General features: G+C 68.0%; 12 protein-coding genes and 2 pseudogenes. 3 read left to right on the forward strand and 11 right to left on the reverse strand.

What is annotated here, in order from left to right; genetic code table 11:
- Positions 1 to 323: 323 nt before the first annotated feature.
- From ACIBJG_RS00555 to ACIBJG_RS00575, 5 genes are read right to left on the reverse strand one after another with little or no spacing between them, the layout of a single operon-like run.
- Positions 324 to 1,670 (reverse strand): cytochrome P450, encoded by a 1,347-nt coding sequence (locus tag ACIBJG_RS00555; RefSeq protein WP_399302399.1) that lies wholly within the window; start codon positions 1,668 to 1,670, stop codon positions 324 to 326.
- The gene (locus tag ACIBJG_RS00560; protein WP_399302401.1) at positions 1,667 to 2,272 is read right to left on the reverse strand and encodes a GTP-binding protein; all 606 of its coding nucleotides are present in this window, start codon (positions 2,270 to 2,272) and stop codon (positions 1,667 to 1,669) included. The genes ACIBJG_RS00555 and ACIBJG_RS00560 overlap by 4 nt, the downstream gene beginning before the upstream one ends.
- Positions 2,247 to 2,636 (reverse strand): DUF742 domain-containing protein, encoded by a 390-nt coding sequence (locus tag ACIBJG_RS00565; protein WP_399302403.1) that lies wholly within the window; start codon positions 2,634 to 2,636, stop codon positions 2,247 to 2,249. The genes ACIBJG_RS00560 and ACIBJG_RS00565 overlap by 26 nt, the downstream gene beginning before the upstream one ends.
- On the reverse strand, positions 2,633 to 3,031 hold the full coding sequence (locus tag ACIBJG_RS00570; protein ID WP_399302405.1) for a roadblock/LC7 domain-containing protein: 399 nt from the start codon (positions 3,029 to 3,031) through the stop codon (positions 2,633 to 2,635). The genes ACIBJG_RS00565 and ACIBJG_RS00570 overlap by 4 nt, the downstream gene beginning before the upstream one ends.
- Positions 3,028 to 4,227: an ATP-binding protein gene (locus ACIBJG_RS00575; RefSeq protein WP_399302407.1), complete on the reverse strand. Its 1,200-nt coding sequence runs from the start codon at positions 4,225 to 4,227 to the stop codon at positions 3,028 to 3,030. Before ACIBJG_RS00575 ends, ACIBJG_RS00570 begins: the two co-directional genes overlap by 4 nt.
- A gap of 475 nt (positions 4,228 to 4,702) precedes the next feature.
- On the opposite strand from ACIBJG_RS00575, the pseudogene ACIBJG_RS00580 reads away from it, so the two are divergent.
- Positions 4,703 to 5,314, forward strand: a pseudogene (locus ACIBJG_RS00580) (TetR/AcrR family transcriptional regulator C-terminal ligand-binding domain-containing protein).
- A gap of 297 nt (positions 5,315 to 5,611) precedes the next feature.
- Here ACIBJG_RS00580 and ACIBJG_RS00585 read toward each other — a convergent pair.
- Together ACIBJG_RS00585 and ACIBJG_RS00590 are read right to left on the reverse strand one after the other, a co-directional pair.
- Positions 5,612 to 6,859, reverse strand: a complete 1,248-nt coding sequence (locus tag ACIBJG_RS00585; RefSeq protein WP_399303258.1) for a PP2C family protein-serine/threonine phosphatase — start codon at positions 6,857 to 6,859, stop codon at positions 5,612 to 5,614.
- Between the two features lie 313 nt (positions 6,860 to 7,172).
- Entirely contained in the window at positions 7,173 to 7,547 is a 375-nt protein-coding gene (locus ACIBJG_RS00590) for a winged helix-turn-helix transcriptional regulator (protein WP_399302409.1), read from the reverse strand.
- A gap of 75 nt (positions 7,548 to 7,622) precedes the next feature.
- On the opposite strand from ACIBJG_RS00590, the gene ACIBJG_RS00595 reads away from it, so the two are divergent.
- Positions 7,623 to 8,033 carry a RidA family protein gene (locus tag ACIBJG_RS00595; RefSeq protein WP_399302411.1) on the forward strand — a complete coding sequence of 137 codons (411 nt, stop codon included), beginning with the start codon at positions 7,623 to 7,625 and terminating at the stop codon, positions 8,031 to 8,033.
- A gap of 104 nt (positions 8,034 to 8,137) precedes the next feature.
- Here the strand turns inward: ACIBJG_RS00595 and ACIBJG_RS00600 are convergent.
- From ACIBJG_RS00600 to ACIBJG_RS00610, 3 genes and pseudogenes are all read right to left on the reverse strand, one after another.
- Positions 8,138 to 8,773 (reverse strand): annotated as a pseudogene (locus ACIBJG_RS00600) (alpha/beta hydrolase fold domain-containing protein); the annotation flags it as partial.
- Between the two features lie 22 nt (positions 8,774 to 8,795).
- The gene (locus ACIBJG_RS00605) at positions 8,796 to 9,419 is read right to left on the reverse strand and encodes an NADPH-dependent F420 reductase (RefSeq protein WP_399302413.1); all 624 of its coding nucleotides are present in this window, start codon (positions 9,417 to 9,419) and stop codon (positions 8,796 to 8,798) included.
- A gap of 90 nt (positions 9,420 to 9,509) precedes the next feature.
- Complete coding sequence (locus tag ACIBJG_RS00610; RefSeq protein WP_399302416.1) at positions 9,510 to 10,244, reverse strand: SDR family NAD(P)-dependent oxidoreductase; 735 nt, start codon at positions 10,242 to 10,244, stop codon at positions 9,510 to 9,512.
- Positions 10,245 to 10,565: 321 nt separating this feature from the next.
- Between ACIBJG_RS00610 and ACIBJG_RS00615 the strand changes: the two genes are divergently transcribed.
- Complete coding sequence (locus ACIBJG_RS00615; protein ID WP_399302418.1) at positions 10,566 to 11,150, forward strand: TetR/AcrR family transcriptional regulator; 585 nt, start codon at positions 10,566 to 10,568, stop codon at positions 11,148 to 11,150.
- 149 nt (positions 11,151 to 11,299) lie between these two features.
- Here the strand turns inward: ACIBJG_RS00615 and ACIBJG_RS00620 are convergent, their stop codons facing one another.
- Entirely contained in the window at positions 11,300 to 11,551 is a 252-nt protein-coding gene (locus ACIBJG_RS00620; RefSeq protein WP_399302420.1) for a hypothetical protein, read from the reverse strand.
- Positions 11,552 to 11,581: the final 30 nt, after the last annotated feature.

Raw genomic sequence — 11,581 nt, forward strand, 5'->3', positions numbered from 1 at the left:
ACGCGTCTGGACGGTGAGGGAGTACGGGGACGTGCTCCGCCGACAAGGGAGGGGACGAGGGAGTATCTGCTGCCGGGAGCAGCGGGTATTCGGTCCTGCGTCCGGTCGGGGTCGCCGCCCCCGCACGGGTTCCGTCTGCTGGGGGTGGTGCGCCGTGGGCCCGGTCGGGCGCTTGCGGATGGGGGCGCGGAGATGCTTGCGAGGTCCACTGGCTCTCCTTCATCTTGTGTCACTCCAGACACTCCGCGCCGTCCTACCCAGGAAGTTGATCTTTCATGCAGGCTGCGTCAACTGCCTGTGTCACATGCATCACAGGGTGTGGGCTACTGGCCCGTCAGCCAGTTCATGAAGCTGCTCCAGCGCCCCGCTTTGCCGGTGGGCTGCGGCGCCGCGGGCGCGGGTGCGGCCGCGACGGGGGGTGCCTGGTAGCGGGGCACGGCCGTCGGCTCCGGTGCGGCCGCGGCGCGTGGGGTGACTGCGCTGAACCGGACGGGCAGGGAGGCCAGGGCCCGGTTGAAGGGGCCGGGCCGCCAGGCGAGGCTGTCCGCGGGGACGGCGAGTTCAACGTCGGGCAGGGTGTTGAACAGCGTCTCCAGGCCCGTCAGGGCGATCAGCCTGGCCGGCTCCTTCGACGGGCAGGCGTGCGGGCCCGCGCTCCAGGCGAGGTGACCGCGGGTGTCGGCACCGCGGTCCGCGAGCGCCGTGTTGGCGGCGCCGAAGGACACCAGCACCAGGTCACCGGCGCGCACCTTGTCGCCGGCCACGTCCGTGTCGACCACCGGGTAATGGGGCGCATAGTTGGACATTGGCGCATTGCGCCACAGAGTGTCGTCCACAGCCTTGTCGAACTGCCCCAGGCGCGCGAACTCCTCGTTGGTCAGCATCGTGTAGAAGGCGTTGCCGATCAGGTTGCCCTCCGGCTCGCCGCCCGCACCGAGGAGCAACACCAGCGTGTGCGCCAGTTCCTCGTCGTTCAGCTGCGCCGGATGCTGCATCAGGTAGGACGTGACGTCCTCCCTGGGCTGGGCGCGCTTGAGCGCCACCAGCTCGCTGACCGCTCCGAGCAGGACCTGGCTGGCTGCCTCGGCGTTGACTCCGTCGAACATGCCGGAGATGCCGAACAGCACCCGGTCGCCGATCTCTGCCGGGCAGCCGAACAGCTCGTTGAACACGTACAGCGGGAGCTGCTGGGCGTAGTCGCGGAGCAGGTCGGCGCTGCCGCGGGCGCTGAACTGGTTGATCAGGTACTGGGCTGCCTGGCTGACGATCCGGCTGAGCCGCTTGTTGCTGACGCGGGCGAAGGAGTCGGTGATGGCCTGCCGCAGCCGCACATGCTCGGCGCCGTCGGTGAACATCGCGTTCGGCCGGTAGCCCAGCAGCGGCAGGACCGGGCTGTCGGGGCGGATGCAGCCCTCAGACAGTGCACGCCAGCGGCGTGAGTCCTTGCGAAAGGTCGTCGAATCCTGCAGCAGTTCCAGAGCCGCGTTGTAATCGGTCACCAGCGTCGCCTCCACGCCGGGGGCGATGGTGACCGGAGCGGTGGGGCCGAGCTCGCGCATGTAGCGGTAGTACGCGTGCGGATTGGCAGCGAACTCCGCGCTGTCCAGGGGTATGCGCTGCCCGCTGCCGTGTGCGGGGCAGCCGGGCGGAGGTACAGAGGGGGTTGTCATGCGTGCTCCAGGTCGGCGCGCTCGTGCAGATAGCGGACCAAGGTGATCAGGGCGTCGACGGACGACTTCTCGTCGCGTGCGTCGACGGTGACGACGGGGGTGTCGGGCAGCAGGTCGAGCGCCTCCCGGACTTCCTCCGGGGTGTGGACCGTACTGCCGTCGAAGTGATTGATGGCCACGGCGAAATCGAGGCCGTAGCTCTCGACCAGATCCATGATGTCGAAGGAGTCGGCCAGGCGCTCGGGGTCCACCAGGACCAGGGCGCCCAGTGCTCCGCGGGCCGTGTCGTCCCACAGACTCACGAAGCGCTGCTGTCCGGGGGAGCCGAACAGATACAGAACGATGCGCTCGCTCAGCGTCAGCCGGCCAAAGTCCAGGGCGACGGTGGTGGTGGTCTTCCCCTGAACCCCTTTGAGGTCGTCGACGCGCTCCGAGAGCGTCGTCATCCGCTCCTCGGTGGACAACGGCGTGATCTCTGAAAGTGAGCCGATCAGGGTGGTCTTGCCGACGGCGAAATGCCCGACGACCAGGATTTTCACTGCAGTCTGCTGAGCGCCGCTGGGCACGTAGGCATCCTCAGACAGGGAGAGCCTTGAGGCCATCGAGCACCTCCTTGAGCAAGGCCTTGTTGGTGGGACGGGCCGAGGGCACCGGCGCCCGGGTCACGAGATAGCCCCCCTCGGCGAGGGAACTGAGCAGCACCCTGACCACCCCGAGCGGCAGCTGGGAGTGCGCGGATATCTCAGCGACCGAGAGGTAGCCAATAAGGCACATCTCCAGGATCTGCTGCTCCTCGGGCGAGAGCCGCTGGGGGCGTTGCTGCTTGTCGTTGGCCGTCGTAACGAGAGTGATGAGGGCGAACTCGCCCTCATCAGGCAGGTCACGGCCACGGGTGATGACGTAGGGGCGGACTAATTCTCCGGCCTCGGACACGAACTCGGGCTCGGGACGGCCGGGTTCCGTCATGAGGTGACCGTGTCGCCGCGAGGGCCGGTCGACATCGCCTTGCCCAGCCGGCTGACCAGCTGCTGCATCCGGTACGTGATGTCCTGCATGTCGACCTCGGCCGACGCGGCCACGGCAAGGTAGCTGCCGCCGCCCGCAGCGTTCAGGAACACCCAGCCCCCGTCGAACTCGATGAGGGTCTGGCGCCAGTTCGCTCCGTGCTCACCGCAGAAGAAGCTGACAGCCCGGCTGAGTGACTGCAGGCCGGAGACGGCGGCGGCCACCTTGTCGGCATCGCCCCTGTCAATCTCCGCAGTACGGGACATCTGGAGGCCGTCGCCAGAAATCAGGACCGCGTGGAGAGCATGCGGAATCTGCAGCGCGTCCTCAAGCATCCAGGACAGTTCGTCGCTCACGGGGCATCGAATCCTTCGTGTGAATCGGCAGTGCTATCACCTTCGGCGGCCGGTACCCCCGCACCTCGGCCGCTGAGAGTGCCGCGCTGAAACGCACCCATGGCCGCCACCCGTGCCTCTGCTGACCGGGCCGGCGGCGCTTCATCAGACCTGCGGCCGCCGTCCGGCACGAGCGCCATGCCGCGCTTGTTCCGTCGCCGGGGCAGCCCGCCCTCTGTCGCCGCAGGAGCCGAACCGCGGCTCGCGGCAGCGGCATTGACTTCTTGCGTGGTAGTGGGCGTCTTGGGCTCGGGCATCTCGGTCAACAACTCCTTCGGCACCATCACCACTGCGCGGACGCCGCCGTAGGGAGAGGTGCTGTCGATGGCGACCGTGAACCCGAACCGCGCACACAGGGCACCGATCACCGCGAAACCGAACGCGGGAGGGTTGCCGAGCTCCGAAACGCTCACCGCAGACCCGCTGGAGAGCAGAGCGGTGGCGTTTGTCCGTTCTTCCTCGCTCATGCCGACACCGGCGTCGTCGATCACGATGCAGATGCCCCGGGGCACCGTCCGCACCTCGACCTCGACCATGGTGGACGGCTCGGAATAGCTGGTCGCGTTGTCGAGCAGCTCGGCCACCGTCAGCGCGATCGGTTCGACGGCACGGCTGGTCACCGCGAAATCGACCCGTGAGGCGATTTCGATGCGCTGGTAGTGCCGGATACGGCCCTGCGCTCCGCGGATCACGTCATAGACCGACGCAGCCTCCCGCTGCCGGCCAAGCCACCCGCCGCACAGCACAGCAATGGACTGTGCACGCCGGTTGAATTGCGAGTTCATGTGGTCGATGTCCAGCATGTCCCGCAACAGGGCCGAGTCGCCGTACTTCTTCTGCAGCCCGGAGATGGCCCGCTGCTGCTCCGCGGCGAGGCCTTGAAGGGTCCGCATGGCCGACTTCAGTACGGTGTTCGTGGCCTCCTCCGCCTCTTCCTTAGCCTGGCGGACCACCTCGTCGTAGCCGCTGCGCAGCTCGGTGACGGTGGACTCGAGGTCGGCGGCCCTGCCCTGCGATGCGGTCAGCTCACCCTGAAGGCCCAGCTTTTGACGACGTAGCGCCTTGATCGTTTTTCGCTGGCGAGTGATTACCGTGGCGGCGACAGCGACGCCGACGGCAAGCGCCCAGACTGTCGGATCCTGCCAAAAATTCGTCATGTGACTCTCTATTGAGCGGCTGTAGTCCAGCTCTAGAAATCTGTCCAAGCGGACCCTCGGCTGTGGGCAGACGTCACCGCCCGGAGAGCCCCCCTGGCTGTAGCCATGCCAAGGCGAAAGCTCACGTGGCATGTGCACGCGAGCGTATCACCAGACGATCATGAGGCTCTGTCAAGTCCGCCACGTCGTTGTCCCGTTGGTGAAAAATGCATGTTCATGCCAGTGAGGAGGGTGTGCCTGCGAGGTGGAGGCCCACAGTGGCGGAGCGCGCACCATGCCGCTCAGTCGTGTGGCACCTGGGTTCTTGCAGCTCTGCGGCGCATCTCGCCTTGTAGCGGGCTGACGCGGCGATACAGGGCAGGGCGAGTGCCATCCGACCAGTAAGCGTTCCCAGGGCACAAGATGGCCGATTCGAGAGCGGGCTACGGACAGCGACGCGAGCTGCGACTCAGGGCAGGTGACCGCATTCCCGCCCATGGCCCGCCCCGGCGGGCGCAGCGCACGCGTACAGCAGTCCGTCCATGCGGCGGTAGGTGCACTCGTAGGGGAGGTGGGCCGCGACGCGCTCACGGTCCCGATGGTGGCCACTCGGGCGGGCGTGACCCCCTTCACGATCTACCGTCGCTGGGGCGACCTGCAGGAACTCCTGTCCGACATGGCCGTCGAACGACTGCGCCCGGAAACGGATCCGGCCGCTCTCGGAAGCCTGCGGGCCGATCTCGACGCGTAGGCGGAACAGTTCCTCGACGAGATGGCCTCGACGCCCGCGCGCGCCTACATCCGGGACGCCCTGCTCGGCGACCCGGACGGCACCAATGCCGGTCGGTGTTCGGCGTATGCCGCAGAGCAGATCGACGCTGTGTTGGCCCGTGCGGTGCAGCGGGGGGAGCCGGTGCCCGAGAGGGAACTGCTGATCGACCGTGTCGTGGCGCCGATCATGTACCGCATCCTCTTCCGCCCGGGCCGGCTGGACGCCGCATACGCGCGCGAGCTCGTGACGAATGCCGTGTGCGCGCTGCAGATCGAGGCCAGCGCTCGCCCCACCCGGGCCGCAGCCCCTGGTCGCTCGAAGAAACCCGACAGCTGACCACTTCGCCCATCGGGCGGTCTGGCCATGACGCTCGACGTGCGTCGGCCGTCTCGATGCAGCTCTGCAGGCTGCCGGACGGAATCCTGGGTGCGCTACGTGCTGCGGCCTGGGGAGGGCGTTACCGCCTCTCGACGACAGGAGCAGATACCGAAAGAGGTACGGGGCGAGGGGGCTTTGGGGTACACCCGATGAAGCGTCGGAGCAAGTCGGAACGGAGTCGGCGCTGTGCTGGGATGGGGCAGCTCGCCTCTCGCCCATGCCGGCGGGCTCGACCTCAAGGGCTTGCTCGCATATTCACTGCCATACGCCGCCCTTCTTCTCCTGCGCGGCATGTGGCAGAGCCTGTCCGGTCGGTTCCGGGTGGGCGTGGCGGTCGTCGTGGTGGGGGCCGTGCCAGTCGAGGCACAGCACGGTGGCGTCGTCGGCCAGGCGGCCGTCGAAGGCGTCGGTGACCGCTGTTGCCAGGACGCGCACGACCTCGCGGGGGTGTTCGCAGGCGGTGTCAAGGATCAGGCGGGACAGATCGACGGAGTCGGCCTGTCGCTCCTGCATGCCGTCGGTGTAGAGCAGGAGACGGTCGCCGGGGTGCAGGTCGAGGTCCTGGATGCGGTAGGTGGTGCCGCCGGGTGCGCCGAAGAGCAGGTCGACGTCCAGGCGCACCTCTTTCACTGCGCCGCCGCGCAGGAGCAGGGGTGGGGGGTGTCCGGCATTGACGAGCTGTGCGCCGGTTCCGTCCAGGGCGACGCGCAGGAGCTGGCCGGTGGCGAGAGTGTGGTTGCCGTGCCGGAGGAGGGCCTGGTCGATCCGGCGGGCCTGCTCTGCCAGGTCGGCGCCGTCTCGGCGGGCGCCGCGTGAGGCGTTGACCAGGAGGGTGGCCATGAGTGCTGCGTTGACGTCGTGGCCCATGGCGTCGGTGATCGACAGGTGCAGGGTGTCGTGGTCGAGGGTGTAGTCGTAGGTGTCCCCGGCGGCGGATTCGGCGGGTACGAGGGACGCGGCGAGCGTGAACTGTGCGGCTTCGCAGGATGGTGCGTCGGGCAGGAGCTGTCGCTGGATTTCGGCGGCCAGGCTGAGCGGGGTGGCGCGCTGGCCCAAGCGGTAGAGGTCGGTGAAGCGGCGGTCGGTGACGATGATGTACGCCAGCGCGTGAGCGGCCTCGCGGACCTCTTCCAGGATCTCCTCGCTGACGTGCGGCAGGGACAGCTCCAGCACCCCGATGGTGTCGCCGCGATTACTCACCGGGGCAAGTACCCGCTTTCGGTGACCGGTGTCAGGGACCTGCACCAGTTCCTGGGCCTGCAGCACTCGGTCGTACACGCTGCCGGCCAGTTGGATACGACCGGCGTGGCGGTCGGACTGCGAAGCGGTCTCGTCGCTGACCCGTACCACCTGCTGGCCGACGACATCGACGAACAGGAACGACACCGCCCGCGCGTAGAACCGGTCGCGCAGATTGCGTGCCACCACAGCGAGAGACGCCCCCGGCGCTGCGTCCTCCGCTGCGGCGAGCAACTTAGTCAGCCCGGACGAGTCTCTCGGCATCGTCACCTCCCAAACGTTCCCATACGCACGCTCCACCCCTGACCGTGGGCACCGCGCGGCGAATCTCTCACCAGTTCCACCTTGCGCCCTTTCAGGACAGCAGGCGCGCTCAGCCCCTCGCATACGAGAGCAACTGCCCGCCTGCCTGCTCGCGAATCGGCGGGACACGAGCACTGGGCGGGCATCTCCCGCTGCCCTGGTCCAGGCGGCCGGCAGAGGCCGCTGAGGGAGTCCCGAACGACGGCAAGGCGCGGATGGTGGAAGCGGGGCGGGGCGGAGGGTGGCCTGGATCTACTCCGCCGGCGCCCCGGAGTCAGAGTCCTGCTCCGTCTTCCGTTGCGTCGAAGGCTGCGCGTGCGCGTGCGATGGCGGGCAGGTTCGCCGAAGCCCACGCCAGCAGCACGTCGATGGGAGGCCGAAGAGACTTGCCGAGTGGCGTGATCCGGTACCTGACCGCCACTGGGCGGGTGGAGAGGACCTCGCGCTCGATCACACCGTTTCGTTCGAGTCGCCGAAGTGTCGCGGTCAGCGACTTCTGCGTGACCTGGGGGATGGCCCGGCGTAGTTCGTTGAAGCGGCACGGGCGCTCGCAGAGCTCGTTGAGGACGCTGAGCGACCATTTGTCGAGGACCTGGTCGAGCAGTTCGCGGTGCGGGGCGTCGATGCGGAGTTCGTCGTCGGTATCCATGGCGAAACCTGGTCTCGTTGAAGTGTCCTTTTTCTACTAGGTAGCTTACGGATACCTAGTTGAGGAGAAGCAGCCATGACTGTTCAGCACTTCACGCCGGAAGGCATGCTCCAGCCGGCCCCGTACCACCACGTCGCTGTGGGCACAGGGACGAAGCACGTCCACGTCAGCGGGCAGATCGCACGCCAGGCCGACGGGACTCCGGTCGCTCCCGGCGATCTGGCCGGGCAGGTCGCCCAGGCGCTGCGCAACACGTCCGTCGGGCTGGCGGCCGCGGGCGCGTCATTCGCGGACGTGCTGCGCCTGACGTTCTATGTAACCCGGTGGAGCCCGGAGAAGATCGGTGACTTCATGACCGGCGTGGAATCCGTTGCCGATGAGATCGGGCTCCGGCTTCCTATGCCGCCGGCGTCCCTGATCGGGGTCGATGTCCTCTTCGAGTCCGATGTGCTCGTCGAGGTCGAAGCAACGGCGCTGCTCGACTGATTCCGAGGCAGGTGCATTCCGGGTTCGTCCGGGTTCGTCTTGACGCGGTTGCCCTGAAAGGGGAGGCGGTGGCCGGCCCGGTCTCTCGGACCATCCCGAATCCGTTATTGACCCCGCAGGACTCGGGCGAGCCATTCGGTTCGGGTTCGCCGGGCCGCGGCCGAGATGTGTGCCTGCGGATACAGGGCATCGAATCCGTGGAAGCCGCCTGCCCGGACGTGGAGTTCGGCCTGGCCGCCGGCAGCCCGGATGCGAGTGGCGTAGTCCGTGTCCTCGTCGCGGAAGACCTCGGCGGAGCCGGTGTCGATGTAGGTGGTCGGCAGGCCCGCGAGATCGTCGGCCAGGGCGGGTGAGACATATGCGGGTACCTCGTCATCGGTGAGGTCGCCGAGGAGGCAGCGCCATCCGAATCCGTTCATCTCGCGGGTCCGGACACCGGGCGCGTTCGAGTACTGGAGGCTGGATGCGGTGGTGTTGCGGTGGTCAAGCATGGGGCCGATCAGGACCTGGGCGGCGATCGCCGGGGTGCCGAGGTCTCGGGCCAGCAGGGTGACGCCGGCGGCGAGGCCGCCGCCCGCGCTGGCACCCGCGACGATGATCCGGTCGGGATCGATGCCCAACTCGGCGGTGTGGGCGGCGATCCAGAGCAGTCCCCGGTAGCAGTCGTCGACCGGGACGGTGCCGGTGGCCTCGGGCGCGAGCCGGTAGTCGACGGAGACCACGACGGCGCCGAACTCCTCGCCGACTGCTCGGCCCCGGGGCTCAGCCGGCGAATTCCTTGACGCCGAGGGCGAAGTCCCAGTGGCCGACCCCGTTGCCGGCGAGGGCCACTGTGACCAGGCCCATTCCTTCCAGCCAGTGCGCCATATTCAGGGCGCCGACGTCCAGTGGGCGCAGCCCGAGGCTCTCGATGAATGCCGCCACGCCCGCCTTGGCCTGCGCATCGTCGCCGGCCATGAAGACGTTGGGGCTGCCCTTCTCCAGGACGTTACGGAAGATGGTGTTGAACGCCTTCACCACGGCGGTGCCGGCCGGGGCCACCTTGGCGACTTCCTGCGCGATCGAGGTCTCCTCGCTGTGGGCCAGTCCGTCGAACGTGGAGTTGAAGGGGTTGCTGATGTCGACGATGACCTTGCCTTCCAGAGCGTCTCCGTACGCGGTGACGACCGGGACGACGCTGTCGTACAACAGGGCCGTGATGACGAGGTCCCCGGCCGGGACGCCGCCCCACTTGCCTGTCGTCGCGCCGCCGCCCAGGGCCTTGGCCAGGGCATCGGCCTTGGACTGATCACGGCCCATGACCTCGACGGTATTGCCGCCCGCCACCGCGAGCGTGGCGATGGTCCGGGCCATGTTCCCCGTACCGATGAGAGTGATGCTGCTCATGATGTGTGCTCTCTTCCTGTACTTGTGGTGTCGCTCTGTCTCGCACCTCCGGCTTGTCCTGCGCCGGTGGGCCGGACTGCGTGAACCTGGTCAGATGGCGGTGGTGCCGCCGTCGGCGACCAGTTCCAGGCCGTTGACGTAGCTGGAGTCGTCGGAGGCGAGAAACAGGGCGACGGCGGCGATTTCCTCGGGGCGGCCCATCTTGCCGCGGGGGATGAGGGACTCGAATGCGGCCTTGGTCGCCTCGTCGAACAGTTCTTCCTGTTTGGCGGTGGAGACCTGGCCGGGGGTCAGGACGTTGACCCGGATCCTGCGGTCGCGCAGTTCGTTGAGCCAGACGCGGGCCCAGGCCTGCTGGACGGCTTTGCTTCCCGCGTAGAGGCTCCAGCCGGGGAAGGCACCGAGGGAGGCGTTGGATCCGGTCATGAGGATCGAGCCGTTGTCGTTGATCAGCGGCAGTGCCTTCTGCACGGTGAACAGGGTGCCGCGCGCGTTCAGCGAGAATGCGCGGTGGAACTGTTCCTCGGTGATCTCGCCGAGGACGGCAGGTTCGCCCATCCCGGCGCTGGCCCACAGCACGTCGATCGAGCCCTTTTCCCGCTTGACGGTGTCGTACAGGCGGTCCAGGTCGTCGAGGTCGGCCGCGTCACCCTGGACGGCGGTGACGTTGCGGCCGATCAGTTGGACGGCCTCGTCCAGTGCTTCCTGCCGCCGGGCCTGGATGAAGACGTGCGCTCCTTCCTCTACGAACAGTTTGGCGCCGGCCAGTGCCATGCCGGTGGATCCGCCGGTGATCACCGCGACCTTGCCTTCGAGCTTTCCCACGATCACTCCGTTGAATTGATGGGTGTCCGGAACGGTCCGATTCTTAGGTACACCAAGTTGTGTATTTAACGTACTCGGCGGCCGGTCGGGGCGCAAGCTACGTATACCGATCGGTACCGAAGCTGTCGTGGGGCGAGCGGTGCGCCACGCCTGGGGCGCCGACGGTCATCTGGGCCGCTCTCGCCTTGCGGAACTGTCCGCCATCGCGGTGGGTGCACGGTTCAGGCGCACGTACGCTGCGCTGTTTGCTCATGGCGGCGGACGGCCGACCCGGCGCGGGCTATGTAGACCGATCTGTACCGAACGGTCTAGGGTGGAGGCATGACGGAGTTGGAGAAGGGCCCTCTGGGCCGGCGCCGCGGCAGGGGTGCACGCGAGCGCATCCTCGGCGCGTCACAGCAGCTGTTCCGCGATCAGGGCATCAACCGCACCGGCATGGACCAGCTCTGCGCCGTGGCCCAGGTGTCCAAGCGCACGGCCTATCAGCACTTCACCAGCAAGGACGAACTCGTCGCCGAATACCTGCGCCGATTCGATCCCGAAGTCATGCCCGGAGTGTTCGACCGCACCGATCTCACGCCCCGCGAACGACTCCTCGCCGCCTTCGAGATACCCGCGTCCACGCCCCTGTGCCCCTACATCGCGGCGGCCGTCGAACTCCACGACCCCCAACACCCCGCATCGCAGTACGCACGCGACTACAAGGCCGCCATCGCCGCGCGGCTCACCGAAACCGCCCGCGAAGCAGGCGCCGCCGACCCCGAACAACTCGGCGAACAACTGGCGCTGCTCATCGACGGCGCCTCGGCCCGCACCCGAGTCCTGAACAGCGACTCCTTCCCGACCGCCGCCGCCATTGCCGCCGTCCTCATCGACAACGCCATCCCCGCATCATCTCCTCGATAGCCAAGCGCTGACCGCGGAGCCGGCGGATCTGCTCCCGTTCCGGCGGGAGGTCAACGACGGCCCGATCGTGCCGGAGGGGCCGGTGGATCCGGCCGTTGCGCCGGAAGGGGGCGAAGCGAGGGAATTGGCCAATGACTCACTCGCCCGGCTCAGCCGTGCGCCGCCTCCGGCAGCAGCAGTCCGGTCGAGCTCGTCCACTGCCGAGCTTTCGGTGAGCAGCGCACCCGGTCCGCGTACCGGCCGCGACCGCTTCGTGGGTCACTGACGCAGGTCTGGCCCTCTCCGTCCACCCCGGCGCACAGCAGGGTGAGGCTCTCGTGGCCGGTGACCCGGTCGAGCGCGCCGGTCGGCTCGTCGGCGAAGACCACCAGGCCCGCCGCCTCGGCGCCGTCCGCGGTCACACGGCTTCGGACGATCGCGCGGGCGCCGTT

It is taken from the genome of Streptomyces sp. NPDC050422 (genome assembly GCF_044458665.1).
Classification (GTDB): Bacteria; Actinomycetota; Actinomycetes; order Streptomycetales; family Streptomycetaceae; genus Streptomyces.

Coding starts and splice junctions, on each gene's coding strand:
- ACIBJG_RS00565 (WP_399302403.1), bottom strand. CDS start 2,636: ATGACGGAACCCGGCCGTCCCGAGCCCGAGTTCGTGTCCGAGGCCGGA.
- ACIBJG_RS00585 (WP_399303258.1), bottom strand. CDS start 6,859: ATGCCGAGAGACTCGTCCGGGCTGACTAAGTTGCTCGCCGCAGCGGAG.
- ACIBJG_RS00555 (WP_399302399.1), bottom strand. CDS start 1,670: ATGACAACCCCCTCTGTACCTCCGCCCGGCTGCCCCGCACACGGCAGC.
- ACIBJG_RS00615 (WP_399302418.1), top strand. CDS start 10,566: ATGACGGAGTTGGAGAAGGGCCCTCTGGGCCGGCGCCGCGGCAGGGGT.
- ACIBJG_RS00560 (WP_399302401.1), bottom strand. CDS start 2,272: ATGGCCTCAAGGCTCTCCCTGTCTGAGGATGCCTACGTGCCCAGCGGC.
- ACIBJG_RS00590 (WP_399302409.1), bottom strand. CDS start 7,547: ATGGATACCGACGACGAACTCCGCATCGACGCCCCGCACCGCGAACTG.
- ACIBJG_RS00605 (WP_399302413.1), bottom strand. CDS start 9,419: ATGAGCAGCATCACTCTCATCGGTACGGGGAACATGGCCCGGACCATC.
- ACIBJG_RS00595 (WP_399302411.1), top strand. CDS start 7,623: ATGACTGTTCAGCACTTCACGCCGGAAGGCATGCTCCAGCCGGCCCCG.
- ACIBJG_RS00575 (WP_399302407.1), bottom strand. CDS start 4,227: ATGACGAATTTTTGGCAGGATCCGACAGTCTGGGCGCTTGCCGTCGGC.